This window comes from Nonomuraea sp. NPDC005501 (assembly GCF_040605905.1).
Lineage (GTDB): Bacteria > Actinomycetota > Actinomycetes > Streptosporangiales > Streptosporangiaceae > Nonomuraea.
Genome location: NZ_JBEXDT010000019.1, coordinates 11,743 through 35,990 on the forward strand (window position 1 = coordinate 11,743; position 24,248 = coordinate 35,990).

Sequence of the window (24,248 nt, forward strand, 5' to 3'; positions counted from 1 at the left end):
TGTGCGCATCATTCCGGCCGGGGGGCGGCCGAACCTACCGTTCATCGCCATGATGGGAAAGTTGTTCGACGTCCCGCGACGGGTGCGGGCCGGGCTGGCCGCCGTGCTCGCGCTGGCCGCGGTGGCCATGCTGACCGCCATGACGGGCAGCACGACGCAGCCGTCGCCGGCCTCGGCGCCGCCCGGCGAGTTCAGCGCCGCGCGGGCCCTGGCCCACCTGGAGAGGTTCGCCGCCGAGCCGCGCCCGCTCGGCGGCCCGGCGAGCGGCAGGGCCAGGAACTACCTGGCCGGGCAGTTGCGCGCGGCGGGGCTCGAGGTCGAGATCCAACGCGCCGTCGGGGCGCGGTCGGCGGCCGGGCTGGCGACGTTCGGGCAGGTGCGCAACATCGTGGCCACCCTGCCCGGCCAGGACCCCACGGGGACCGTGCTGGTGGCGGCCCACTACGACTCCGCCGCCATGGGGCCCGGCGCCTCCGACGACGGCGCGGCGGTCGCCGCGATGCTGGAGACCGTCCGCGCGCTGGGCGCGGGCGGACGCCTCCGCAACGACCTGGTGCTGCTGATGTCGGACGGCGAGGAGGACGGCGTGCTCGGCGCCGAGGCGTTCGTCCGGGAGCATCCCCTCGGCCGCAAGGGCGGAGTCCTGCTCAACTGGGAGGCCCGCGGGGTCGGCGGCCCCTCCCTGATGTTCGAGACCTCCAGGGACAACGCCCGGCTGGTCGAGACGTTCGTCGACGCCGTTCCGCGGCCGCGGGGCGACTCGTCGATGGTCGAGCTGTACCGGCTGCTGCCGAACAACACCGACTTCACCCCGCTGACCAAGGCCGGGTTCACCGGCATGAACTTCGCCTACATCGAGGGCTCCTCGCACTACCACACCGCCGGCGACTCCATCGAGAACCTCGACCGGGGCAGCCTGCAGCACCACGGCTCGAACATGCTGGCGCTGGCCCACGCGCTGGGCGCCGCCGATCTGCCCACGCTGGCCTCCGACCACGACGTCACGTACTTCCGGCTGCTGGGGACGATGATCACGTACCCGGACATGCTCGTCCAGCCACTGGCGGTGCTCGGCGTGCTCGCGGTGGCGGCCCTCGCGCTGGTGGCACGCCGCAGGCGGCTGATCAGCCTGCCGCGACTGCTCGGCGCCGCGGCGTCGGCCGCCGCGCCGCCGATCCTGTCGGTGCTCGCGGCGCAGGCGCTGTGGGAGCTGCTGGTGGCCTGGCGTCCGGCGTACGACGGGATGGGCGGGCTGCTGCACCGGCCGGAGGCGTTCGAGGCGGCCGTCGCGGTGCTGTCGGGCCTGGCGTTGCTGGGCTGGTACCTGCCGCTGCGGCGCAGGCTGGGACCCGCCGCGTCGGCCGTCGGGGCGCTGGCGTGGCCGGCCGGGCTCGGCCTGCTGTGCGCCCAGGTGGCGCCCGGGGCCTCCTACGTCTTCACGCTGCCCGCGCTGCTCTGCGCGCTCGGCGGGCTGGCGGCCCTCCTGCTCCCCGGGCCTGCCTGGGCGCGGGTCGCCGCGGTGACCCTGGGGATGGTGACGGCCGCGGCGCTGCTGCCCGCCCTGGCCGGGAACGCCTTCGACGGGATGGGGCTCGCGCTCGGCGGGGCGGGCGCCCTGGCGCTGGCGCTGTTCGGGATGACGGCGTTGCCGGTCGTGGAGCTGTTCCTGCCCGACCTCGCCCGCGGGCTGCCGCGCGGCGCTGCCGTGGCCGTGCCTCTGACCGCCGCCGGGCTGGCCGTGGCGCTGGTGGGCTGCGGGCTGGCGGCGGACGGGTTCGACGCCGACCATCCGCGCCGCACGCACCTGGCGTACGTCATGGACGCCGGCACAGGGACTGCCCGATGGGTCAGCGCCGACGAGGAGCCCGCGGACTGGACCAGACGGTACGTGTCCGGGCGCGACGTCACGGCGCTGCCGCCCGGCTACGCCCGGGGCACCCTGTGGACCGGCGCCGCGCCCGCGATCAGGGCGGACGGCCCTCGCGTGTCCGTGCTGGGCCGCGACGGGGACACGGTCAGGCTGCGTGTGACCGGCGGGCGCGGGGCGCGCTCCGTGACGCTGCGGATCGATCGGCCGATCACCGAGGCCACGGCGTCCGTCGGCGGGGCCGGCTCGGCGGCCGTCCCCGTCACGGGCACGCGAGCCGGCACCTGGCCCGCCGAGGTCCGCTTCCGTGGGATCCCCGCGACGGGGGCGCGGATCACGCTCCGGGTGCCGGGTGGTGGCCGGATCCGGCTCACCGCGATCGGCGAGACCGACGGGCTGTCCACGGTGCCCGGCTTCGTCCCCAGGCCGCCGGGGCTGGTGGCCGCCACGCGCGAGGACGGCGACCTCGTCGCCGTCACGCGGACGTACACCCTCTGATCACGCACCCTCCGATCACGACCAGCGCCGGAGGACCTCGCGCAGGGCGTCGATGACCTTGTCCTGGACGCCCCGGGGCAGCGACGGGTACATCGGCAGCGAGAAGATCTGCCCGGCCAGCTCCTCCGTCACCGGCAGGCTGCCCGGCCCGTAGCCGAGGTGGGCGAAGCCCGACATGGTGTGCACCGGCCACGGATAGCTGATGTTGAGGTGGATGTCGTACGCCCGCAGCGCCTCGATGATCTCGTCGCGGCGCGGGTGGCGGACCACGTACACGTAGTAGACGTGCTCGTTGCCCGGCGCGGTGACCGGCAGCACCAGGCCGGTGTCCGCCAAGCCCTCCTCGTAGCGGGCCGCCACCGCCCGCCGGTCCTCGACGTAGCGGCCGAGGCGGCGCAGCTTGCGGCGCAGGATCTCCGCCTGCACCTCGTCCAGCCGCGCGTTGTGGCCGGGCGTCTCCACGACGTAGTACGTCCGCTCCATGCCGTAGTAGCGCAGCCGCCGCAGCGCCGCGTCCACCGCCTCGTCGGAGGTGATCGTCGCCCCGCCGTCGCCGTACGCGCCCAGCACCTTCGTCGGATAGAAGGAGAAGGCCGCCGCTCGGCCCATCGAGCCGGCGTGCCGCCCGCGGTGCAGCGCCCCGTGCGCCTGCGCGCAGTCCTCCAGCACCGCCAGGCCGCGCTCCTCGGCCAGCCGGAGGAGCGGGTCCATGTCCACGCACTGCCCGTACAGGTGGACCGGCAGCAGGCAGCGCGTGCGCGGCGTGACGGCCGCCTCCACCCGCGACACGTCCATCAGGTACGTCCCGGCGTCGACGTCCACGAAGACCGGCGTCGCGCCGACGGCGTCGATGGCCACCACGGTCGGCGCGGCGGTGTTGGACACCGTCACCACCTCGTCGCCGGGCCCCACGCCGAGCGCCTGCAACCCCAGCTTGACGGCGTTGGTGCCGTTGTCCACGCCCACGCAGTGGCGCGCGCCGTGGCTGGCGGCGAACTCCTCCTCGAAGCGGCGCACGCTCTCACCGAGGACGAGCTGCCCCGAGCGGAACACGGTCTCGACCGCGTCCATGATGTCGTCCCGTTCGGATGCGTATTCCGGCAGATAATCCCAGACGCGGGTGGGCATCGACTGTCCTCCTCCAAGGGTCGGCCCAGGATAAACACCCTCCTCCAGGCCGGTGGAACCCCTAGAAAAGGGGGCCGGTTGAGGGGGCGCCTAGGGGTGACGCGGCTCGCCGGCGGTCCTTTAGCTTTGCGGTGGAGAAATCCTCACGCGCACCAAGCCGAGAGAATTCACATGACGCGGCATTATCTCTTCATGTGTCAGCCCGATCACGGCCATGTCATTCCCAGTCTCGCCGTGGTCGCAGAATTGGTTCGCAGAGGGCACAGGGTCACGTACCTCACGGGGGGCGGCATGGCGCCGCTGGTGGAGGAGACGGGCGCCGGCCTGCTCTGCTACGACTCGATCTACGCGGGGGCCGACCTGCGGGCGCTGGAGAGCGACCCGCTGGCCCTCGTCTCGCTCTTCCTCGACGAGAGCCGGGCGATGCTCGACGCGGCCGACCGGCTGCTCACCGACCGCCCGGACCTGGTGGTCTACGACCTGACGGTGCTGCACGCCGGACGCCTCCTGGCCAGGAAGCTCGGGGTCCCGGCGACGCAGCTCATCCCGATCTTCGCCTCCAACGAGCACTACTCCTTCCTCGGCTCCGTCTACGCCGGCGAGCGCTCCGGCCCCGACCTGCCCGGATGGGTGGACGGCATGCTGGCCAGGACCCGGGCCCTGGCCTCCGACCACGGCGTCGAGGCGGACCCGGCCGGGCTGTGGTGGGACGTCCAGGACTCCAACCTGGTCAGCCTGCCGCGCTCGTTCCAGCCCGCCGGGGACACCTTCGACGAGCGGTTCGCGTTCGTCGGGCCCTGCCTGGGCGAGCGCGGCTTCCTCGCCGAGTGGGAGCCGCCGGACGACGGGCTGCCGGTCGCGCTGCTGACCTTCGGCACCGTCGCCGCCGGCCGGCCGGAGCTGTTCCGGACCTGCGTGCGGGCCTTCGCCGAGCTGCCCTGGCGCGGCGTGGTCACCCTGCCTCCGGGCATGGACCCCGGCTACCTCGGGCCGCTGCCGCCCACCATCGAGGTCCGGCGCTGGGTCTCGCACGTGAGCGTGCTCCGGCACGCCACCGTCGCGGTCACCCACGGCGGCCTGGGCACCGCCATGGAGGCCCTGCACTGGGGCCGCCCCATGGTCGTCGTCCCCGCCACCCCCATCGACCGGGTGGCCGCGCGCCGCGTCGAGGAGCTGGGCCTCGGCCGGGCCCTCGACCCGGACACGCTCACCCCCGAGGGACTCGTCGCGGCGGTCCTCGCGGTCGCGGGCGACGAGCGCGTACGGCACGGCGCGCAGGCCATGCGGCGCGACATCGAGCGGGCCGGCGGCACCGGGCGAGCCGCCGACCTGCTCGAAGGCCGCCTGGCGGAGGTGATGGCCTGATGGGGTCGCCGTCGTTCGAGTTCCGGGTGCTCGGGCCGCTCACGGTGCTGAAGGACGGCGCCGAGCTGCCCATGAGCGCCAACCGGGAGCTGGCCATCCTGGCCAGCCTGCTGCTGAACGCCAACCGCGTCATGAGCGTCGAGCGCCTGATCGAGGCCGTCTGGGCCGGCTCGGCGCCGCGCAGCGCCTGGCGGCAGGTCGCCATCTGCGTCTCCCGGCTGCGCCGGGCCCTCGGCGCGGGCCTGATCGAGACCTCCAGCCCCGGCTACCTGCTGCGGGCCGCCCCCGACAGCATCGACTGGGTCAGGTTCAAGGCGCTGGTGGCGCAGGCGCGCGGCCACGCCGCCGCCGGGCTGCGCGAGCAGGCCGTCCAGGTGCTGCGCGAGGCGCTCGCCCTGTGGCAGGGCACCCCGTTCGAGGACATCAGGGGGCTGCGCTACGACGTGGCCCGGATGGCCGAGTCGCGGCTGGAGGCGCTGGAGACGTGCCTGGAGCTGGAGATCGAGCTCGGGCGTCACCACCAGGTGATCCCCGAGCTGCTGGCCCTGGTCGCCGAGTCGCCGTTCCGTGAGCGGGTGCGCGCCCAGCTCATGCTGGCGCAGTACCGCGCCGGTCGCCGCGCCGAGGCGCTGCGCACGTACCAGGAGACGCGCCGCTACCTGCTGGAGCAGATCGGCCTGGAGCCCGGCCCGGCGCTGCGGCGGCTGCACGAACAGATCCTGCGGGACGAGTCCGCGCTGATGCGGGCGCCCGCCCAGCGGCCCGCGCCGGGGCACGTCGTGCCGTGCCAGCTCCCGCCGCAGGTGCTGCCGTTCGTGGGGCGCGAGGAGGAGCTGGACGCGCTCAACACCGCCCTGCGGCCCGATCCGGGCGTGGCGGTGGCGGGCGTGATGGTGCTGAGCGGGCCCGCCGGGGTGGGCAAGAGCACGCTGGCGCTGCGCTGGGCGCACAGCCGGATCGACTGGTTCCCCGACGGGCAGCTCCACGCCGACATGGCCGAGGTGGGTGCGGAGGGTGACGGGCACGGCGGTGGCCTGGACGCGGTGCTCGACCGCTTCCTGCGGGCGCTCGGCGTGGCGGGGGCCGACCTCCCGGCCGGGCGCGCGGAGAAGCTCGCGCTCTACCGCAGCTGTACGGCGCGGCGGCGGCTGCTCGTGGTGCTGGACGACGTCCGCGACGGCGACCAGGCGCGGGCGCTGCTGCCCGGGGGCGCCAACTGCCGCGTGGTCATCACCAGCACGGACCCGCTGGACGACCTGGTGGCCCGGCAGGGGGCGCACCGGGAGTTCCTGCGGCCGCTGCCGGAGGACGAGGCGCGGGAGCTGGCCGACCTGCTGGTGGACACGGCGGTGGGGGCGCAGGCGGTGTCGGAGCTGGTGGCCACGTCCTGCGGGAGCCCCTTGTCGCTGCGGCTGGGCGCCGCCCGCCTCCAGTCCCGCCGTCCGGCGCGCAGCGGCTTCGGCTGACGGTCCACCGGCCGGTCCCCGGCGGCGCGCCACGGTCTCGTGACCGCGGCGCGCCTTCGCCGTACGGTTCCGGGGCGGTCAGGGGGTGCGGGCCAGGACGGTGGCTCAGGGGGTGCGGGCCAGGATGGTGGCTCAGGGGGTGCGGGCCAGGATGGTGGCGAGGGCGGTGGCCAGGGCGTCGGGGGAGGCCGGGCCGCCGTGGCAGCGCCAGCCGACGTGCCCGTCGGGCCGCACCAGGACCGCGCCGCCGGCCTCCAGGCCGTACTCCTTCGCCCACGTCGGCGAGGTGAACGGGCCGGCCGCCTGACCTTCGGCGGCGGGGACCGGGACGGGGCCGGTGGAGGCGTCCGTGGTGGTGACCTCCACCGCCGTGACCGGCACGCCCGCCCGCGAGGACGCCTCCGACGCGGCGGCCGGCCAGCCGGCGTCCGCCGTGGCCAGCAGCGTGAAGCACGGCCCCAGCAGGTCGAGCGTCGAGACGGGGCCGTACGGGCTCGACAGCCAGACGTGCGGAGCCCGGTGGCCCGGCCGGGCCGTGGGGACGTACGTGCGGTACGGGTCCTCGGGCGCCGGGGCGGGCGTCCCGTCCGGGACCACGGCCGCCGAGTCGTAGTGGAAGCCCAGCACCAGCCCCTCCGAGCTGCGCCGCCCGGCCTGCTGCTCGATGGCCTCCCGCATGGACAGCCGCCCCTCCATCATCTGGAAGGTGATGAACGCGTTGTGCAGGCTCTCGTCCACCGTCCGGGCGCCGACGGGCCGGCGTTCGGGCTCGTAGGTGTCGAGCAGGGCCGGGCCGGCGGCGCCGCGCAGGACGGCGGCGAGCTTCCAGGCGAGGTTGTGGGCATCCTGGATGCCGCAGTTCATCCCGAAACCGCCCTGCGGGGTGGCCACGTGCGCGGCGTCACCCGCCAGGAACACCCGCCCCGAGCGGAACGAGGCCGCCACCTTGGCCTGCTGGAGCCAGGGCAGCACGCCCAGGATCGAGACCGGCAGGTCGGGCACGCCGACGGCGGCGCGCACGGCGGCCAGGCAGACGTCCTCGGTGAAGTCGTCCGGGCTGCCGCCCTCCTCGGGCTCGTAGCCGGTCTGCACCATCCACCGCCGCCGGTGGTCGACGGCCTCCACCGCGCACGGCGGGTCGGTGAGGAAGGACAGCGCGGCCCGCCGCTCGGGCGGCAGGAAGCCCAGGTCGGCCTCGAACATGATGCTGATCATGTGGCCGAGCGGCGGCGGCCCCTCGGTGGCGATGCCCAGCTCCTCGCGGATCCCGCTGCGGCTGCCGTCCGCCGCCACCAGGTACGAGCAGCGCACGAGCGTCTCGCCGGACGCCTCCGACACGACCGCCTCGACGCCGTCCGGCGTCGCGCGGAAGCCCGTCATGGCGGCGCCGTACCTGACCTCGGTGCCGGGCCGGGACTCGGCCAGCCGGCGCAGGATGACCTCCAGCAGGTCCTGCGAGCACAGGAACATGTAGGTGGGGCTCTGCGGGGCGTCGCGGCGCAGCGCGGCGGCGGACCTGACGAAGTCGTCCGCCGTCAGGGAGCTGCCGACGCCCACCGCGAGGAACTCCTCGCGCGGCATGCCGGCCCGCTCCACCTCCTCCTGGATGCCCCAGGCGCGGAAGATCTCCATCGTCCTCGTGGTGACGAGGCGGGCCTTCGGAAAAATTGACGTGCCCTCATGTTTTTCGACGAGCAGCGTCGATATTCCGTGCCGGGACAGCTCGATGGCCGTGGAGAGGCCGACCGGGCCGCCCCCGACAATCAACACTTCCACGTCCATCATTTTCATGGTTGTCAGCGTCATTCATCGCCATTGTTCTGGTCAATGCGCGGATAACCGGGTGATACAGGCGTGATGTCAGCGCTTAGTAGCTTACTGACTGAAGATCCGGATAAGCCGATCCGCGATTGTCTCAATTCCTGGAGACGGATGATGCTTTTCGCACAGGGCTCCGTGGCCGTGGTGACGGGCGGCTCACGCGGCATCGGCCGGGCCGTCGCGCTGGACCTGGCCCGTGAGGGCGCCCACGTCGTGGTCAACTACTCCCGCTCCGAGAGCGACGCCAAGGAGGTCGTCGCCCGGATCGAGGAGGAGGGCGGCAGCGCCACCGCCGTGCAGGCCGACGTGACGGACGAGGAGTCCGTACGGCGGCTCTTCCGCGGCGTGCGCACCGACCACGGCCGGCTCGACGTCCTCGTGACGAGCGCCGGCATCACCCTGGACCGCTACCTCCTCACGATGAGCCTCGACCAGTTCCGCGCCCCCGTGGACACCAACCTCGTCGGCACCTTCCTCGCCTGCCGCGAGGCGCTCAAGCTCATGCAGCACCAGCGCCGCGGGGCGATCGTGACCCTGTCGTCCTCCAGCGGGCTCGACGGGGGCTTCCCCGGCCAGACCAACTACGTGGCCTCCAAGGGCGCGATCATCGCCTTCACCCACGCGCTGTCCAACGAGGCCGCGCCGCACGGCGTGCGGGCCAACGTCGTCGCACCCGGGTTCGTCGAGACCGACATGACCCGCAAGGTGCCCTCCGGCATCAAGAAGCAGTACGAGTCGCGGATCATGCTCGGCCGGATGGGCCGGCCCGAGGAGATCGCGTCGATCGTGAGCTTCCTCGCCTCCGACAAGGCGTCGTACATGTCCGGCTCCGTGGTGGTCGCCCACGGCGGCGGCCTCGGCTGAGCCGTCCCCCCTTCCCCCCGGTTCAAGGAGGACCAGATGACGATCGACGAGCTGCGCGCGCGGGCCGCGGAGCGGCAGCAGACCTGCAGCCAGATCAAGAAAATGATCGTGTCGCGGCTGGACCTGGAGATCGACCCCGACTGGATCACCGACGACCAGCCGCTGTTCGGCCGTGGCCTGGAGCTCGACAGCCTCGACGTGCTGGAGCTGTACGTGGCCATCGAGGCGGAGTTCGGCGTCGCCCTGTACGACAGCGAGATGGCCGTCTTCGGCTCGGTGTCGCGGCTGGCCGAAGAGGTCAACCCCGCGCTGCGGGCGTCGGCATGACGGTCGCCGAGGCACCGCCCGCGGGGGAGACCGTCAGCGGGCTGACCCACGACCAGGTGCGCGCCGTCCTGCCGCACCGCTGGCCGATGCTGCTGCTCGACCGGGTCGGCAAGGTCGAGCCCGGCGTCAAGGGCACGGCCGTCAAGAACGTCGCCGGCACCGAGCTGTGGTTCCAGGGCCACTTCCCGGGCGAGGCCGTGCTCCCCGGCATCGTGATCACCGAGGCGCTGGCCCAGCTCGCGGGAGTGGTCTTCGCCCTGGCCGGGGCCAGCGAGATCAGCTACCTGGCGGGGGTCAGGTCGATGCGGTTCCGGCGCCCCGTCGTCCCCGGCGACCAGCTCATGCTGACGGCCGAGCGGACGGGCGGCGGCGCCGGCTTCGCCGAGTACCGGGTCTCGGCCCGGGTGGACGGCCAGGTCGCCGCCGAAGGAAACCTGACGATCGCCGACCCGGCCCGTCAACGTCCCGTGCGAAAGGTGTGAACATGGCAAGCGTCCTCGCGTCCGCGCATCCGCAGGAGACCGTCTACGGCGAGGTGGGCGACACCACCGTCGCGCTGCGCTTCTCCTCCCTGGCGGAGGAGTACAAGGTGCTCAGGGAGCGCGCCGCGGTCCTCGACCTGGGCGGCCACGGCCTCATCGAGATCACCGGCCCCGACGCGGTCGCCTTCGCCCAGCGCCTCCTGGCCCGCGACGTCGAGTACCTGACGTCCGACCGCTGCATGATGTCCCTCCTCCTCGACGCCGAGGGCGGGGTCGTGGACCAGGTCCTCGCCTTCGGCCGGGAGGACGGCATCCTGCTGGAGAGCTCCTGCGGCGCCGGCGCGCGCCTGCTGGAGCACCTCAGGGCGAACAACGACGAGGGTGTCGAGATCACCGACCGCTCCGGGGACCTGACCGTCCTCGGGCTGGAGGGCCCGTACGCCTGGGGCGTCGTCGGCCGGCTCATCGACGCCGAGCTGGCGTCGCTGCCGTTCGAGTCGGTCGTGGACACCACCTGGAACGGCGCCGACATCGTCTTCGCCAGGACCGGCTTCACCGGCGAGTACGGCTACCAGATGATCGTGCCCATCGAGCACGCCACCGACCTGTGGGGCCAGGCGCTGGAGCACGCCCAGGCCGCCGGGCAGGAGGCGCTGGAGCTGGCCATGCTGGAGGTGCGCCAGCCCATCCCGCGCCACGAGGTCACCGAGGGCGCCACCGTCATCGAGATCGGCGCCAACTGGCTGGTCGACGTCACCAAGGACGAGTTCCTCGGCCGTGACGCGGTGCTGGAGGCGTTCGAGTCGGGCGGCGGGCGGCGCACCGTCGGCTTCACCGGCGGCGAGGGCGTGCCCGCGGCCGGCACCCGCGTCTGGGTGAACGGGCAGGACATCGGCGAGGTCGTCCACGCCGTCCACAGCGTCGGCCTCGGCACCACGCTCGGCCTCGCCCGGGTGGACCAGGACCTGGCCGCCGCCGGGCTGGAGCTGACCGTCGGCGGCACCGAGGTCACCACGCTGACCAGCCCGTACATCGTGCCCAAGAGCTGGAGCATCCCGATCATCTGATCGGCAGGTGCGCTGAGAAGGGAACAAGCATGGCGCTGCGGCCCGTCGTCGTCACCGGCCTGGGCATCATCTGCGCGGCCGGCCGCGACCCAGCCGAGTTCTGGCAGCGGCTCACCACAGGTCAGGGCGGACTCACGCCGGTCGAGGACGAGGCGTTCGCCGTGTTCACGGCCCGGCACGCGGGCCAGGTGCCCGACGAGTGGATCGCCGGTCAGCTCCCCGACTCCGACGCCGCCCTCGACCGGACGGCCCGGCTCGCGCTCGTCGCGGCCCGCCAGGCGGTCGAGATGGCCGGCCTGACGGCCTCCGAGGCGGGGGACGAGCGGTTCGGCATCATCCTCGGCAAGTGCCAGGCCACCCCCGACGCGGCCGGCCGGTACCAGCCGATGCACCGCACCCAGGACGTGGTCGCCGAGCGGCTCGGCCTGCGCGGGCCGCGCGTCCTCGTGTCCACCGCCTGCGCCGCCGGCGGCAACGCCGTCGGGCTGGCCAAGGACAAGATCCTCACCGGCGAGGCCGACGCCGTCCTCGCGGGCGGCGTGGACCCCCTGCTGTTCGGCACGTACGCGGGCTTCGCCGGGCTCCAGGCCCTCAGCACCGGCCCGTGCCGGCCCTACAGCCACTCCGACGGCCTGAACCTCGGCGAGGGAGCCGCGTTCCTGCTGCTGGAGCCGCTGGACCTGGCGCTCGCCCGGGGTGCGGTGCCGCTCGCCGAGGTCGCCGGCTACGGCCTGTCGGCCGACGCCTACCACGCGACCGCGCCCGACCCCACCGGACGCGGCGGCGCCAGCGCCGTGCGGCGGGCCCTGGCCGACGCCGGGCTCACGCCGGACGACGTCCACTACGTCAGCGGGCACGGCACCGGCACCCCGGCCAACGACGCCATGGAGGCCAAGGTCATGCGCCTGGTCTTCGGCGAGCGGGCCGGTCAGGTGCCGACCAGCAGCATCAAGTCGTTCGTCGGCCACACGCTCGGCGCGGCGGGCGCGGTCGAGGCGGTGGCGAGCGTGCTCGCGCTGCGGCACGCGGTGGCCCCGCCGACGATCGGCTTCGACGAGGACGGCCAGGGCCGGGCCGGCGACCTCGACTTCGTGCCGAACGTGGCCAGGCCGATGCCGATCGGCACCGTCGTGTCCAACAACTACGCGTTCGGCGGCAACAACGTCTCCCTCGTGCTGACCCGGCCCGGCGAGCCGCGCCCGTACGAGGAGCTGCCGCGCCGCGAGGCCGTGATCACCGGGCTCGGGCCCGTCACCGGAGCCGGCACGGGCGTCGCCGAGGTGACCGAGGCCATCCTGGCCGGCCGCCAGGGCGCCGGGCGGGCCCCGTCGCTGGAGGGCCGGACGTTCGCGCCGCGCTCGCTGTGGCGGCACATGAACCACCTGTCCCGCCTGGCCATCGCCGCCTCCCGGCTGGCCTGGGAGGACGCCGGGCTCAAGCTGCCGCGCAAGGAGCTCGACGACGTCGGCCTGATCTTCGCCACCGGCGCCGGCTCGGCCGAGAGCACCGGGGGCTTCGACGAGAGCATCGCGGTCAACCCCAACAAGCCGGCCGTGCTCAGCTTCTCCAACGTCGTGCTCAACGCCACCGGCGGCGCGGTCTGCCAGACCCTGGGACTGCGCGGGCCGACCACCACGATCTGCAACGGCGGCGCCTCGGCCTCGATCGCGCTGGACTGCGCGCTGGAGCTCATCCGGTCGGGCAAGGCCGAGGTGGTGCTCGTGGTGGCGGCCGACGAGAGTCCCGGCGCGGCGGGCCTGCCGGGCCTCGACGGGGACGGCCCGGTGCCGTCGCCGTACGACGCGGGTTCCGGCGGGGCGGTGCGGGGGTCGGCGGCGGTGGCGTTCGTCGTCGAGTCGGCCGAGCACTGCGCAGCCCGGGGCGGCACGCCGTACGCGAAGGTGCTGGGGACCGGGCACGTGAGCGGCGGCGACGCCGGCTCGGTGGCCCGCAGCATCGCCCAGCTCACCGGCTCGCCCGGCTCGCCCGGCTCGTCCGGCGTGGCCGCGGGCACGGACGGCGGCCCGGGAGCCGGGCTGGTGGTCGGCGCCGCGAACGGGACGGCGGACGACGGCGCGGAGGCCGCGGCGGTGCTGGCCGGCGTGCCCGGCGGGCGGCTGACCGCCTCCACCGCGCTGGCCGGCGACTGCCAGGCCGCCACCGGCGCCATGAACATCGCCCTCGGCGCCCTCGCCGTCCGCGACGGCGTCGCCCCCGCGCTGACCGGCCTCGCCGACCCGCTCGCCGGCGACCTCACCGCGTACGTGACCAAACCCGGCCTGGACGGTCCGGTGGAGCGGGCGCTGGCGCTCACGGCGGCACCCGGCTCGGTCCGCGGCGCGGTCCTCCTGGGGTCGGCGTGAACGGCCCGCCCGCCTCCGCGGCGTTCCCAGGACACCTCACCGGCCTGCCCTTCGACGTCGCCGAGACCGACCGGCTGCTGACCACCACCCGGTCCGTGCGCCGCCGCCTCGACGTGGAGCGGCCCGTGCCCCGCGAGGTGGTGCAGGAGGCGCTGGAGATCGCCGTGCAGGCGCCCACCGCCAACAACCACCAGAACTGGCGGTGGCTCGTCATCAGCGACGCCGCCGTCAAGCAGGAGCTGGCCGGGATGATCCAGTCGTCCTGGACGTTCCACCGCAACGACATGTGGACCAACGCCGGCCGCCGCCGCAACGACGCCCAGGCGCGCCGCAACTACGCCTCCGCGCAGGCGCTGACCGAGACCATCGCGGCGGTGCCGATCCTCGTCATCCCGTGCGTCCTCGGCCGCCCGCCCGACATCACGGCCATCAACGAGGCCTGGCGCAGGCGGATGTCCGACAAGGTCGCCGAGGACCCGGGCCACCAGGTCCAGCACGGCGAGACGCGGGCCAGCATCTTCTACGGCTCGATCTTCCCGGCCATCTGGTCCTTCCAGCTCGCGCTGCGCAGCCGCGGGCTCGGCAGCACGATCACCTGCCTGCACGTCCCGCACGAGCGGCAGGTCGCGCGGATGCTCGGCATCCCCTCGGGGGTGACCCAGGTGTGCATGATCCCCGTCGCGTACACCGTGGGCACCGACTTCCGCCCCGCAGAGCGCTACAGCGCCAAGGAACGCACCTACTGGGAGAGGTGGGGGATGTGACCGTACGACCCGAGCAGCCCGACGTCGTCATCGTCGGAGGCGGCATCTCCGGGGCGTCCGCGGCGTGCCGGCTCGCCGCGGGCGGCCTGTCCGTGGTGCTGCTGGAGAAGCAGGACGCCTACAAGGACCTCGTGCGCGGCGAGTGGCTCGCGCCCTGGGGCATCCGGGAGGCCCAGCGCCTCGGCGTCTACGACTGCTTCTCGGCCGGCGGCGCCTGGGAGATCCGCGAGTGGATGACCTGGGACGAGGCCGTGACCGACGACGAGGTCGAGGCCGTGGACATGACCAGGTTCATCCCCGGCATCGGCGGGCCGATGTCGTTCCCGCACCACGCGGTGTGCGAGCTGATGGCCGAGCAGGCCGTGGCGAGCGGCGCCCGGCTGGTGATGGACGCCTCCCGCATCGGCGTCACCGCCGGCACGCCGCCCGTGGTGACGTACCGGACGCCCGACGGCGACCACGAGCTGCGGCCCCGCCTGGTGATCGGCGCCACCGGCCGCGGCTGCACCGTCGGCCGCCAGGTCGGCATCACCATGAGCAACTCCATGCACCACTGGGGCGGCGGCATGATGGTGGAGGGCATGGCGGGCTGGCCGCCCGACGTGCAGGCCATGGGCACCGAGGGCGACGTCATGTTCATGGTGTTCCCCCAGGGCTACGGCCGGGCCCGCCTCTATCTGAACTTCCCCACGGTCAACAAGCACCGCTACCGGGGGCCGGGCGGCGTCGAGCGGTTCCTCGCCGCGTTCGAGCTGAACTGCCTGCCCGACCGCGGCAAGGCCGTCACCGAGGCGATCCCGGCCGGACCGCTGTCGGTGTGGCCGTCCGTGTCCAGCGTGCCCGAGGGGCCGCCGCTGGCCGAGGGCGTCGTGCTCATCGGCGACGAGGCCGGCAACGCCGACACGGTCCTCGGCACCGGCCTGTCGTGCGCCATGCGCGACTCGCGGACCGTCTGCGAGATCCTGCTCGCCTCCGACGACTGGTCGCACGAGGCGTTCGCCCCGTACGTGAAGGAGCGCGAGTTCCGCCTGGAACGGCTGGACTTCGGCGCCTCCATCATCAGCAGGCTGCACGTCGAGTTCGGGCCCGCGGCGGTCGAGCGGCGCCGCCGCGTCCGCAGGCTGATGGCGAAGAACTTCGCCGCCCAGGTGACGGGGCTGCTCAACATGGTCGCCCCGGAGGACGTACCGGAGTTCGGCTTCAGCGAGTTCTTCGCTGAGCGGTTGTTCAGGGAGACAGCGTGACCGAGAAGAAGACCGTACACATCAACGGTGTGGACATCGCCTACGTCGACGAGGGCGAGGGCGACCCCGTCATCCTGCTGCACGGCTTCCCCGACTCCTCCTACCTGTGGCGGCATCAGATCCCGGCGCTGGTCGAGGGCGGGTTCCGGGTCATCGCGCCCGACCTGCGCGGCTTCGGCGACTCCGGCAAGCCGCAGGAGATCGAGGCGTACGGCATGCAGACGATCGTCAACGACGTCGTCGCCCTCACCATGCAGCTCGGCGTCAAGCGGCCGCACATCGTCGGCCACGACTGGGGCGCGGCCATCGCCTGGATGTACGCCTTCATGATGCCGCGCCGGCTCGACCACCTCGTCGTGCTGTCCGTCGGGCACCCCGGTGTCTTCGCCACCCCGTCGATCGAGCAGCGGGCGGCGTCCTGGTACATGCTCTTCTACCAGTTCCCCGGAGTCAGCGAGGAGCTGCTGCGCCGCAACGGCTGGCGGCTGTTCAAGGAGATCATGGGGCGGGACGGCGACTACGACCGCTACCTGCGCGACCTGGCCCGGCCCGGCGCGCTGACCGCCGGGCTCAACTGGTACCGCGCCAACCGCTCGCCCGCCTCCGAGCTGCGGCCCGCCCGCCCGTTCCCGCCGGTGCTCGCGCCCACCCTGGGCATCTGGGGCGCCGGCGACAAGGCGCTGCTGGAGGAGGGCATGACGGGCTCCGGCAAGTTCGTCAAGGGGCCGTGGCGCTACGAGCGCGTCGAGGACGCCGGGCACTGGCTGCCGCTCGACGCGCCCGACGAGGTGAACAAGCTGCTGCTCGGCTTCCTCGGCACGGAGCGGCCCGCCCACGAGGAGCGGCGGCCCCGGCGCCGGTTGTAGCCGGCGACCGGCTCGTGGAGCGACTGGCCTGTTGATGTGGCCGGCTGGTGGAACGGCCGGCCCGTGAAGGGAGCGACGTCATGCTGGGCTACCTCTTCCCCGGACAGGGGACGGTGCGAGTCGGCATGGGCGCGTGGCTGCGCCGCCGGCCGGCCGCGCGCGACCGGCTGGAGGAGGTGGACGCGCTGCTGTCGCGCCCCATCTCGCCGCTGTGCGCGCGGGGGCCGCTCGACCGGCTGGTCGCCACGGAGCACGCGCAGATCGCGGTCACGGCCTGCAACCTCGCGGCGCTCGCCGTCCTGGAGGAGGAGGGGTACGAGCCCGCGATCGTGGCCGGGCACAGCGTCGGCGAGCTGACCGCGCTGCACGCGGCCGGCGTCCTGGGGCTGGCCGACACGGTCCGCCTGGTCGAGACCCGGTCCCGGCTCATGGCCTCGGTCGGCGTCATCGGCGGGATGCGGGCCGTGATGGGCCTGCCCGTGGAGGACGTCGAGGCCCTCGCCGCCGCGGCCTCCGCGCCGGGAGAGCCGGCCGTCGTCGGGCTGGAGAACGCCCCGGGCCACGTCGTGGTCTCGGGCGCGCTGCCGGCGCTCGACCGGCTGACGGAGCTCGCCACGGCGGCCAGCAAGATCATTCCGCTCTCGGTGGGCAACGCCTTCCACTCGCCGCTCATGGGGCCCGCGGTGGCGGGGTGGGCGGCGGCGGTGGCGGCCGTGCCGATGCGGGAGCCGCGGGTGCCCGTCGTCCCCAACGTCACGGGTGAGCCCACCACGGACCTGGGCACGCTCCGGGAGGCGCTGGTGGCCCAGCTCACGGGGCGGGTCCGGTGGACGCGCACGATCGCCGCGGTGGACGCCACGGCCTCGGGCGTGGAGGTCGGCGACAGCAAGGTCCTCACGGGCCTGTCGCGGCGCGCGGAGGCGCGCTGCCTCAGCATGGCCGACCCGGCCACCCTGCGCCGCCTGGCCAAGGCGGTGGCGGCATGACGGGCGGCGGCCTTCTCCGGTGGGGGAGCGCGCTGGTCGGCTTCGCGGGGCTCACCCGGCCGCAGGAGCTCGTCGGCGCGATGCCGCTGGACGAGGTCTACACCGCCGCCGAGCGCGTCCGGTCCGGCGGCGCCACCGTGCAGCACTGGGCGGGCCGGCTGGCGGGCAAGCGGGCGGTCCTGCGCCTGCTCGGCCTGGCGCCCACGGCCGCGCGTCTCGGCCAGGTCGAGGTGCTGCCCCGGCCCACCGCGGCCTGCCGCGCGACGGCCGCGTGCCGCGACGGCCACCCGCCGGCCGTACGCCTGGCACCGGCGCTGGCCGAGCTGGTACGGCCGGACGGCCGCGTCCGCGTCTCCATCAGCCACACGGACCGGCGGGCGCTGGCCGTGGCGATCTTCTCCACCCGCCTCCCCGAGGACGAGGAGACCTGACATGACCGCCCAACCCCCCACTCCTGCTCCCGAAGCCGCCGCGGACGTGCGGAAGGCGGCGGAGGCGCATCTGGACGCGTGGCGGGCCGGTGACGCCGGGGCCGTGGCGGCGGCGGTGGCCACGTACGAGGACCCCGACTCCGGCGGCGCGCTGGCCGGCGCTGCGCTCGCCGAGCACGTGACCCGGATGACGGCCCGCTTCCGTAACGCGCGCTTCGCCGTGGACCGCGTGACCGGCGACGCCGACGCGGCCACCGTCTCGTGGACGCTGCTGGCCGACCACCGCGAGTCCTACCTCGGCATGCCCGCCACCGGCGGCGCCGTCACCGTGAGCGGCACCGACCTGGTCACCCGGGACGAGCGCGGAGTCCACGTGCGCCGGCTCTTCGACCGGCTGGCCCTGGCCGAGGCGCTCGGCTACACGGCCCGGTTCGTGCCCGGGGCGGACGAGGCCCGGGAGTTCGGGGTCAGCGCCCGCGCCGCCACCGGCCGCACCGACAAGCCGGGCGCGCTCGTGCTGACCTGGCTGGAGATCCGCGACGACGCCGAGGCCGCCGACGTGGACCTGCTCAGCGTGGAGATCGTCAAGTCGCTGCGGTCCTCGAAGGGGTTCCTCGGCGTGACCACGTTCGACATCGGCGCCCGCAAGTTCACGCTGAGCGCCTTCGACCGGCCCGAGTCGCTGCGCGCGGTCCACGCCCGGCCGCACCAGCGGGCCATGCGCCGCTTCTTCAAGGGCGGACTGTGCACACGGGTGCACACCAGCGTCTGGTACCCCGCCACCATCCGCGACTACGCCCGCTGCCCCGCCTGCGGAACGGTCGTGGCGGCGGGCAAGGACGCGGCCTGCGCGTGCGGATGGGCGCCGGAGGACGCGTCCACGCTGTGATCCACCCTCGCGAACCACGGGAGCACCTGATGATCGACTTCACCGCCGAGTACAGGATCGGCGACAGGACCGGCTCCGTCCCGGAGCCGCCCGGCGACGCCGGGCACGCCGCCGGCGGGCTCAGGGGCGGCGACGGCAGGCCCGCGGTGGCGTTCATGTCCGCGCTGTTCGCGGGTGGCTGGATCTGGGAGCACCCGTACCGGCGCCTCGGGGCGGCCGGGTGGCCGGTGATCCGTACGCACGAGGCGATCTGCGCCCTCGACCGGCAGGTGGCCGGGTCGATCGAGCAGCTGGGCGACGCGCTGCTGCGCGCCTGCGACGCCGCCGGAGCGGACGACGTCATCGTCTGCGCCAACTCCCTCGGCGGTCTTGTCGCCATCGACCTGGCGGGCCGGTACCCCGACCGGGTCCGGGGCATCGTCGTGAGCGGCGCGCCCGGCCTCACCGCCGACCCCGACGTCGGGCTCAGCTTCGACCGGCGGGGCAGTGTGCGGCCGTTCGGTGACGAGTTCGGCGAGCGGATGGTGGCCGCGCTCTTCCATGGCGGTCGCAGCCTGTTCTCCGACGAGCGGATGTCCGAGGTGGGCGAGATGCTGCGCCGCCCCGAGGCCATGGTGAGCATGGCGCGCAGCCTCAAGGCCACCCGCCGCTACTCGGTGCGTCCCGCGATGGACAAGGTGCGGTGCCCGTCCCTGTACGCCTGGGGGCGGCACGACCGGATGACGCCCGTGGACCCGTGGCTGGAGCTGCTGGCCGACTATCCGGGCAACGAGGTGCTGGTCGTGGAGGGCAGCGGGCACATCCCGATGGTCGAGCGGGCCGAGGAGTACACCGGGGCCCTGGAGTCGTTCGTGACGCGCTGCGCTGGTGCCCTGGCATGAGCGCCGTCGTCGCCCCCGCCGCCCCTCCCCGGGCCGCCGCGCCCGCGCCCGGCGAGCCGGCCGTGCTCCTCGGCGTGGACATCGTGGAGGCCGGGCGGCTGGCGCGGGCGGTGGAGCGGGGCGGCGAGGTGTTCGCGCGGCACGTCACCACCGCGGCCGAGCGGGAGGCCGCCCCCGAGGCTCCGGCGTTCGCCGTCAAGGAGTGCCTGATCAAGGCGGTCGGCGGGCGGGCGACGGGGTTCGCGTGGCACGACTTCGAGGCGGTGGCCGCGGCGCCGGACGCCTGGGCGCTCCGCCTGCTGGACGAGGCCGCCGCCGAGCTGGCCGCCTCGACCGGCGTCCGGCTGGACGGGTGCGCCGCGTACGCGGTCCGCGGCGCCTCCCGCGACGCGGCCCTGCAGCGCCTCCATGCGGGCGAGCCCGCCGAGGTGGCCGGGGTGGCTCGGTGGGGGAGCGGGGGCGGGCTGTCCGCAGCGCTGGCGATCGTCTACGTCGACAGGAAGGGAAGTGCCCGATGTCCCAGGTGAGGACGGCCCAGGTGAGGCCGGCCGAGGTGAGGACGGCCGAGGTGAGGACGGCCGAGGTGAGGACGGTGGGACCGGGGGAGTCGATCCAGCGGGCGCTGGACGAGGCCGGTCCGGGAGCGAGCGTCGTGCTGACGGAGGGCACGTACACCGAGAGCGTGTGGATCCGGCACGGCGGCGTGTCGCTGACCGGCGCCGGCCCCGGCCGGACCGTGCTGGCGCCCGGCGGCGGCGTCCCGGCGGACGTGCCGAGGCTGCACGACGCCACCGAGGACGTCGTCAGCGGCGTCACCGTCTTCGGCGACGCGGTCGCGGGCGTGCGCGTCGAGGGGCTGACCGTCGCCGGGTTCACCGGCGCCGGCGTCTACGCGCACTCGGTCGCCGGGGTGAGCGTCCGCGACGTGGAGGCCCGCGGCAACGCCGTCTGGGGTGTCTACCTGCGGGAGTCCAGCGGCTGCGAGGTGACCGGCTGCCGCGCCTCCGGCAGCCAGTACGGCGGCGTCGCGCTGAGCTTCTGCCCCGACTCGGACGGCCTGGTCGCGGACAACGAGACGACCGCCAACGCCTTCGGGATCTTCATCGACAACTCGTCGGGCACCCGGGTGGTGCGCAACGACTGCCACGGCAACGCGATCGGCATGCTCCTGCTCAACCAGGTGTACGAGGGCGAGCCGGCGGGCGGCGTCCGGGACTGCCTGGTGGCGGGCAACGACCTGCACGGCAACGACCTGGCAGCCGGGGCGGAGCCCGACGGGCTGGGCGCGGCCGGGCCGCCCATCTCCGGTGTCGGCCTCGCGCTCATCGGCACGCATCGGGTCACCGTCGTCGACAACCACATCCACGACAACCACCCGAGCGGCGAGTCCGTCATGGGCGCGGGCTTCGTCATCGGCTCCTCCAAGGACTGGGGCGGCGACGACGCCCTGGACAACCACGTCCTGTGGAACCGGATCACCGGCAACACCCCGCTCGACTTCCAGCTCGGCGCTGACCTGGCCCGGCAGACCTGCGCCGGGAACGTGGCCGGCAAGGGCGACCCGGCCGAGCTCCTGGACCGCGACGACGCAGCCGGGGGGTGGCGCCGATGACCGCGCCGGCCGCCCTGTCCTGCCAGGGGTTGAGCAAGCGCTACGGCGACGTCGTCGCCGTCGAGGACGTCGGCTTCGCCATCGCGCCCGGCCAGGCGTACGGGCTGCTGGGCCCCAACGGCGCCGGCAAGACCACCACGATCTCCATGCTCGTCGGCCTGCTGCGCCCCGACTCCGGCACCGTGCTGGTCGGCGGCGTGGACCTGGCGGCCGAACCGACCCGCGCCAAGGCGAGGATCGGGTACGTCCCCCAGGAGATCGCCCTCTACCCGGAGCTGACCGGCCGGGAGAACCTGCGCTTCTTCGGCCGCCTGTTCGGCCTGTCGCGCCGGCGGCTGGCGGCGCGCATCGACGAGGTGCTCGGCCTCATCGGCCTGACCGACCGGGCCGACACGAAGCTCAGCACGTACTCCGGAGGCATGAAGCGCCGCATCAACATCGGCGCCGCGCTGCTGCACCGGCCCGAGGTGCTGATCCTGGACGAGCCGACCGTCGGCGTCGACCCGCAGAGCCGCAAGGCCATCCTCGACGGCGTGGAGCGCCTGGTCCAGGACGGCATGGCGCTGCTGTACACCTCCCACTACATGGAGGAGATCGAGCGCGTCTGCGACCGCGCGGCGATCATCGACCACGGCCGGATCATCGCCGACGGCACCCGCCACGAGCTGGTCTCCCTGGTCGGCAGCGCCGACAAGGTGGAGCTGGTGCTCGACGGGGACGTGGAGACGGCCTTCGCCAAGCTGCGCGCCGTCGAGGGCGTGGTGGAGGCGGCCCGGACGGGCGCCTCGTCGGTACGGCTGATCGCCGAGGGCGGCAGGTACCTGCTGCCGGCCCTGATCACCGCGGTGGAGGGCAGCGCCACCGTCACGGCCACCCAGGTCATCGAGCCCGACCTGGAGGCCACATTCCTGCACCTCACCGGCAGCACACTCAGGGACTGACGATGGGGTCGGAAAGGGGACGGGCCATGTGGCGGGCGATGTGGACGGTGAGCGCGCTGGAGCTGCGCGCCCGGTTGCGCGACGGCACGGCGATCGTGATCGCGCTGATCGTGCCGGTGACGCTGGCGACCCTGTTCGGCCTCGCCCTGGGCGGCGACGACCCGCCGCTCAAGGCCACGGTGGGCTTCGTGGACCTGGACGGCGGCGAGTTCCCGGCGAGCGTGCGGCGCGAGGTGCTGGCCGCCAAGGAGCTGAAGGGATCCGTGACGCTGCGCGACCTGCCGAGCAGGGACGAGGCCCGGCGGGCGCTGGACTCGGGCGCCATCGGGTCGGCGATCGTGTTCCCGGCCGGGTTCAGTCAGAGCGTGGGAGCCGGCAAGGGGGGCGACGTGGCGGTGCTGAAGACGCCCGAGTCGCCGCTGGCCGGCGTGGTGGCGGGGGCCATCGTGGACCGCATCTCGGCCGTGGTGGACGCCCGCACCCTCGCCGTACGGGCCGTGCTGCGCGCCGGGGTGCCCGGTGACCAGGTCAAGGAGCTGGTGGAGCGGAACGGCGCGGCCGGTGCCGCCCTCAGCCTGGCCGACGACCCGCTGGCCGGCGGCAAGATCGACCTGTCGGTCTACTACGGCTCCGGCATGGCGGCGCTGTTCGCGTTCTTCGTCGTGGGGGCGTCGTTCCGGGGGCTGCTGACCGAGCGGAAGCTCGGCACGCTCGACCGGATCCGCGCGGCCCCGGTCGCGGCCTGGGTGCCGGTCGCCGGCAAGGCCGTGGTCGGCTTCGCGCTGGCCGTCGTCGGGGTGTTCCTCAACTGGGGCGCCTCGGTGCTCATCTTCGGCTCCACGTGGGGCGACCCGGCGGCCGTGGCCGTGGTGCTGGTCACGCACGTGCTGGCCGCCGCGGCGATCACCATGCTGGTGACCAGCCGGGTCAGGACCGACGCCCAGGCCGACGGCGTGATCATGGTCGTGTCGTTCGTGATGGCGTTCTTCGGCGGCAGCCTGGTGCCGATCTACAACCTGCCCGGCGCGCTCCAGACGGTCGCGCTGCTCACCCCGAACGGCTGGACGTCCAAGGCGCTGACCGAGCTGGCCGGCTCGGGCGCGGGCCTCGCGGCCGTGGCCCTGCCGGTGGGCGTGCTGTGCGGGATCGCGCTGGCGGCGGGCGGCCTAGCCGTCCTCGGCTTCCGGAGAGGACTGCTGTTATGACCCCCGTGGACGTGCCCGTGGAGGCCGAGAAGCTGCGGCCGCGGCCCGTGCTGGCGCTCGTGGCCGCGAACCTGCGCCGCCACACCCGCGACCGCGTCGGCCTGTTCTTCATGGTCGTCATGCCGTTCGTCTCCATCGTCTTCGTCGGCATGGCGCTCGGCGGCGGCACGGCGGGCTCGTCCCGGCTGCCGGTCGGCGTGGTCGCCGAGGACTCCGGACCGGTGACGACCGCGCTGCTGGCCGAGCTGCGCCGCCACCCCGACCTGGAGGTCACCACCATGACCTCCGCCGCCGACCTGCGCTCCGGCGTGCGGGAGGGCTCGCTCGCGGCGGGCCTGGTCATCCCGGCCGGCTCCACGAAGCTGGACCTGGTCGTCACCGAGACCAACGGCAGCGGCATGGCAGCCCGCAGCGCCATCGACGTCGCCGTGGGCAAGGTCGCCGCCGTCGAGGAGGCCACCCGCGCCGCCAGGACCGCGGGCGCCACCCCGGAGCAGGCCGCCCGCTACGTACGGCAGGCGCAGGCCGAGTCCGGCCGCGTCGCCGTGACCGACAGCTCCACCTCGGCCGGCGACCCCCGTGGCTTCGCCTACACCGCCCCCGCGAACCTGCTGCTGTTCACCTTCATCAACTCCATGGCCGTGGCCGCCGCGCTGGTGGAGAGCCGCCGGCTCGGCATGCTCCAGCGGGCGCTGACCGCCCCCGTGCGGCGGCGGTCGGTGCTGCTCGGCGAGGCGCTGAGCCGGTTCCTCGTGGCCATCGCCCAGGCCACGCTGATCATGGTGGTGAGCTCGCTCGCGTTCGGCGTCCGCTGGGGCGACCCGCTCGGAGTGGCGGCGGTCGTGGGGACGTTCGCGCTGGTCGCGACCGGCGCGGCGATCCTCGTCGGTACGCTGCTGCGCACCCCCGACCAGGCCCCGGCCATCGGCCCGCCGCTCGGCGTCGTGCTCGGCATGCTGGGCGGCTGCCTGTGGCCGCGGGAGTCCTCGGGCGACCTGATCAACGCCGTCGGCCACCTGTTCCCGCACGCGTGGGGCATGGACGCGCTGCTGGCGCTGGCCGTGCCCGGCACGGGCATCGGCGCGGTGCTGCCGCAGCTCGCCGTGCTCGCCGGGATGGCCGTCCTGCTGCTGGGCGCCTCCCTCGTCCTGTTCAGCCGCCGCACCCGGGCCCTGGGGTGA

The 24,248-nt window shown here is 74.3% G+C and carries 22 protein-coding genes; 20 read left to right on the forward strand and 2 right to left on the reverse strand.

The features are described from left to right. The first annotated feature begins 49 nt into the window (after nt 1-49). Nucleotides 50-2,365, forward strand: a complete 2,316-nt coding sequence (locus ABZS51_RS12885; RefSeq protein WP_355439384.1) for a M28 family peptidase — start codon at nt 50-52, stop codon at nt 2,363-2,365. Nucleotides 2,366-2,380: 15 nt separating this feature from the next. Here the strand turns inward: ABZS51_RS12885 and ABZS51_RS12890 are convergent, their stop codons facing one another. Further along, the gene (locus tag ABZS51_RS12890; RefSeq protein WP_355439387.1) at nt 2,381-3,493 is read right to left on the reverse strand and encodes a DegT/DnrJ/EryC1/StrS family aminotransferase; all 1,113 of its coding nucleotides are present in this window, start codon (nt 3,491-3,493) and stop codon (nt 2,381-2,383) included. 192 nt (nt 3,494-3,685) lie between these two features. Between ABZS51_RS12890 and ABZS51_RS12895 the strand changes: the two genes are divergently transcribed. Both ABZS51_RS12895 and ABZS51_RS12900 read left to right on the forward strand, forming a co-directional pair. Continuing rightward, on the forward strand, nt 3,686-4,858 hold the full coding sequence (locus tag ABZS51_RS12895; RefSeq protein ID WP_355439390.1) for a macrolide family glycosyltransferase: 1,173 nt from the start codon (nt 3,686-3,688) through the stop codon (nt 4,856-4,858). Further along, complete coding sequence (locus ABZS51_RS12900; RefSeq protein ID WP_310717298.1) at nt 4,858-6,324, forward strand: BTAD domain-containing putative transcriptional regulator; 1,467 nt, start codon at nt 4,858-4,860, stop codon at nt 6,322-6,324. Before ABZS51_RS12895 ends, ABZS51_RS12900 begins: the two co-directional genes overlap by 1 nt. 132 nt (nt 6,325-6,456) lie before the next feature. Here ABZS51_RS12900 and ABZS51_RS12905 read toward each other — a convergent pair whose 3' ends face one another. Further along, nucleotides 6,457-8,100: an FAD-dependent oxidoreductase gene (locus tag ABZS51_RS12905; RefSeq protein WP_355439394.1), complete on the reverse strand. Its 1,644-nt coding sequence runs from the start codon at nt 8,098-8,100 to the stop codon at nt 6,457-6,459. 156 nt (nt 8,101-8,256) lie between these two features. Here ABZS51_RS12905 and ABZS51_RS12910 point away from each other — a divergent pair, with 156 nt between their 5' ends. The 17 genes from ABZS51_RS12910 (at nt 8,257) to ABZS51_RS12990 (ending at nt 24,248) form a co-directional block, all read left to right on the forward strand. Beyond that, the gene (locus ABZS51_RS12910; RefSeq protein WP_355439397.1) at nt 8,257-9,009 is read left to right on the forward strand and encodes a 3-oxoacyl-ACP reductase family protein; all 753 of its coding nucleotides are present in this window, start codon (nt 8,257-8,259) and stop codon (nt 9,007-9,009) included. Nucleotides 9,010-9,045: 36 nt separating this feature from the next. Continuing rightward, entirely contained in the window at nt 9,046-9,336 is a 291-nt protein-coding gene (locus ABZS51_RS12915; protein WP_175601782.1) for a phosphopantetheine-binding protein, read from the forward strand. Next, on the forward strand, nt 9,333-9,818 hold the full coding sequence (gene fabZ / locus ABZS51_RS12920; protein WP_310717295.1) for a 3-hydroxyacyl-ACP dehydratase FabZ: 486 nt from the start codon (nt 9,333-9,335) through the stop codon (nt 9,816-9,818). Before ABZS51_RS12915 ends, fabZ begins: the two co-directional genes overlap by 4 nt. Before the next feature lie 2 nt (nt 9,819-9,820). Beyond that, a complete protein-coding gene (locus ABZS51_RS12925) occupies nt 9,821-10,885 on the forward strand; it encodes a glycine cleavage T C-terminal barrel domain-containing protein (RefSeq protein ID WP_355439402.1) in 1,065 nt (354 codons plus the stop codon). A 29-nt stretch (nt 10,886-10,914) separates the two neighbouring features. Then, a complete protein-coding gene (locus ABZS51_RS12930) occupies nt 10,915-13,248 on the forward strand; it encodes a beta-ketoacyl-[acyl-carrier-protein] synthase family protein (protein WP_355439405.1) in 2,334 nt (777 codons plus the stop codon). After that, nucleotides 13,245-14,012, forward strand: coding sequence for a nitroreductase family protein (locus tag ABZS51_RS12935; RefSeq protein WP_355439408.1), 768 nt, complete (start codon nt 13,245-13,247; stop codon nt 14,010-14,012). Before ABZS51_RS12930 ends, ABZS51_RS12935 begins: the two co-directional genes overlap by 4 nt. Further along, nucleotides 14,009-15,256 carry an NAD(P)/FAD-dependent oxidoreductase gene (locus tag ABZS51_RS12940; protein WP_310713239.1) on the forward strand — a complete coding sequence of 416 codons (1,248 nt, stop codon included), beginning with the start codon at nt 14,009-14,011 and terminating at the stop codon, nt 15,254-15,256. The genes ABZS51_RS12935 and ABZS51_RS12940 overlap by 4 nt, the downstream gene beginning before the upstream one ends. Beyond that, nucleotides 15,253-16,122 (forward strand): alpha/beta fold hydrolase, encoded by an 870-nt coding sequence (locus ABZS51_RS12945; protein WP_310713240.1) that lies wholly within the window; start codon nt 15,253-15,255, stop codon nt 16,120-16,122. Before ABZS51_RS12940 ends, ABZS51_RS12945 begins: the two co-directional genes overlap by 4 nt. 80 nt (nt 16,123-16,202) lie before the next feature. Further along, on the forward strand, nt 16,203-17,108 hold the full coding sequence (locus ABZS51_RS12950; protein WP_355439412.1) for an ACP S-malonyltransferase: 906 nt from the start codon (nt 16,203-16,205) through the stop codon (nt 17,106-17,108). Next, nucleotides 17,105-17,539 carry a phosphopantetheinyl transferase gene (locus ABZS51_RS12955; protein ID WP_355439415.1) on the forward strand — a complete coding sequence of 145 codons (435 nt, stop codon included), beginning with the start codon at nt 17,105-17,107 and terminating at the stop codon, nt 17,537-17,539. Before ABZS51_RS12950 ends, ABZS51_RS12955 begins: the two co-directional genes overlap by 4 nt. Nucleotide 17,540: 1 nt before the next feature. Then, nucleotides 17,541-18,428: an ester cyclase gene (locus tag ABZS51_RS12960; RefSeq protein WP_355439418.1), complete on the forward strand. Its 888-nt coding sequence runs from the start codon at nt 17,541-17,543 to the stop codon at nt 18,426-18,428. 29 nt (nt 18,429-18,457) lie between these two features. Next, nucleotides 18,458-19,309: an alpha/beta hydrolase gene (locus tag ABZS51_RS12965; RefSeq protein WP_355439421.1), complete on the forward strand. Its 852-nt coding sequence runs from the start codon at nt 18,458-18,460 to the stop codon at nt 19,307-19,309. Next, nucleotides 19,306-19,836: a 4'-phosphopantetheinyl transferase superfamily protein gene (locus ABZS51_RS12970; protein ID WP_355439424.1), complete on the forward strand. Its 531-nt coding sequence runs from the start codon at nt 19,306-19,308 to the stop codon at nt 19,834-19,836. Before ABZS51_RS12965 ends, ABZS51_RS12970 begins: the two co-directional genes overlap by 4 nt. Then, nucleotides 19,824-20,921: a right-handed parallel beta-helix repeat-containing protein gene (locus ABZS51_RS12975; protein WP_355439427.1), complete on the forward strand. Its 1,098-nt coding sequence runs from the start codon at nt 19,824-19,826 to the stop codon at nt 20,919-20,921. Before ABZS51_RS12970 ends, ABZS51_RS12975 begins: the two co-directional genes overlap by 13 nt. Further along, a complete protein-coding gene (locus tag ABZS51_RS12980) occupies nt 20,918-21,862 on the forward strand; it encodes an ABC transporter ATP-binding protein (RefSeq protein WP_310713247.1) in 945 nt (314 codons plus the stop codon). Before ABZS51_RS12975 ends, ABZS51_RS12980 begins: the two co-directional genes overlap by 4 nt. A 26-nt stretch (nt 21,863-21,888) precedes the next feature. Further along, nucleotides 21,889-23,067: an ABC transporter permease gene (locus ABZS51_RS12985; RefSeq protein ID WP_310713248.1), complete on the forward strand. Its 1,179-nt coding sequence runs from the start codon at nt 21,889-21,891 to the stop codon at nt 23,065-23,067. Next, complete coding sequence (locus ABZS51_RS12990; protein WP_355439431.1) at nt 23,064-24,248, forward strand: ABC transporter permease; 1,185 nt, start codon at nt 23,064-23,066, stop codon at nt 24,246-24,248. The genes ABZS51_RS12985 and ABZS51_RS12990 overlap by 4 nt, the downstream gene beginning before the upstream one ends.

Bases quoted from the DNA above. Each gene is read 5' to 3' on its own strand.
- ABZS51_RS12885 (WP_355439384.1), top strand. From the start codon at position 50: ATGATGGGAAAGTTGTTCGACGTCCCGCGACGGGTGCGGGCCGGGCTG.
- ABZS51_RS12890 (WP_355439387.1), bottom strand. From the start codon at position 3,493: ATGCCCACCCGCGTCTGGGATTATCTGCCGGAATACGCATCCGAACGG.
- ABZS51_RS12895 (WP_355439390.1), top strand. From the start codon at position 3,686: ATGTGTCAGCCCGATCACGGCCATGTCATTCCCAGTCTCGCCGTGGTC.
- ABZS51_RS12900 (WP_310717298.1), top strand. From the start codon at position 4,858: ATGGGGTCGCCGTCGTTCGAGTTCCGGGTGCTCGGGCCGCTCACGGTG.
- ABZS51_RS12910 (WP_355439397.1), top strand. From the start codon at position 8,257: ATGATGCTTTTCGCACAGGGCTCCGTGGCCGTGGTGACGGGCGGCTCA.
- ABZS51_RS12915 (WP_175601782.1), top strand. From the start codon at position 9,046: ATGACGATCGACGAGCTGCGCGCGCGGGCCGCGGAGCGGCAGCAGACC.
- fabZ (WP_310717295.1), top strand. From the start codon at position 9,333: ATGACGGTCGCCGAGGCACCGCCCGCGGGGGAGACCGTCAGCGGGCTG.
- ABZS51_RS12925 (WP_355439402.1), top strand. From the start codon at position 9,821: ATGGCAAGCGTCCTCGCGTCCGCGCATCCGCAGGAGACCGTCTACGGC.
- ABZS51_RS12930 (WP_355439405.1), top strand. From the start codon at position 10,915: ATGGCGCTGCGGCCCGTCGTCGTCACCGGCCTGGGCATCATCTGCGCG.
- ABZS51_RS12950 (WP_355439412.1), top strand. From the start codon at position 16,203: ATGCTGGGCTACCTCTTCCCCGGACAGGGGACGGTGCGAGTCGGCATG.
- ABZS51_RS12955 (WP_355439415.1), top strand. From the start codon at position 17,105: ATGACGGGCGGCGGCCTTCTCCGGTGGGGGAGCGCGCTGGTCGGCTTC.
- ABZS51_RS12960 (WP_355439418.1), top strand. From the start codon at position 17,541: ATGACCGCCCAACCCCCCACTCCTGCTCCCGAAGCCGCCGCGGACGTG.
- ABZS51_RS12965 (WP_355439421.1), top strand. From the start codon at position 18,458: ATGATCGACTTCACCGCCGAGTACAGGATCGGCGACAGGACCGGCTCC.
- ABZS51_RS12970 (WP_355439424.1), top strand. From the start codon at position 19,306: ATGAGCGCCGTCGTCGCCCCCGCCGCCCCTCCCCGGGCCGCCGCGCCC.
- ABZS51_RS12975 (WP_355439427.1), top strand. From the start codon at position 19,824: ATGTCCCAGGTGAGGACGGCCCAGGTGAGGCCGGCCGAGGTGAGGACG.
- ABZS51_RS12980 (WP_310713247.1), top strand. From the start codon at position 20,918: ATGACCGCGCCGGCCGCCCTGTCCTGCCAGGGGTTGAGCAAGCGCTAC.
- ABZS51_RS12985 (WP_310713248.1), top strand. From the start codon at position 21,889: ATGTGGCGGGCGATGTGGACGGTGAGCGCGCTGGAGCTGCGCGCCCGG.
- ABZS51_RS12990 (WP_355439431.1), top strand. From the start codon at position 23,064: ATGACCCCCGTGGACGTGCCCGTGGAGGCCGAGAAGCTGCGGCCGCGG.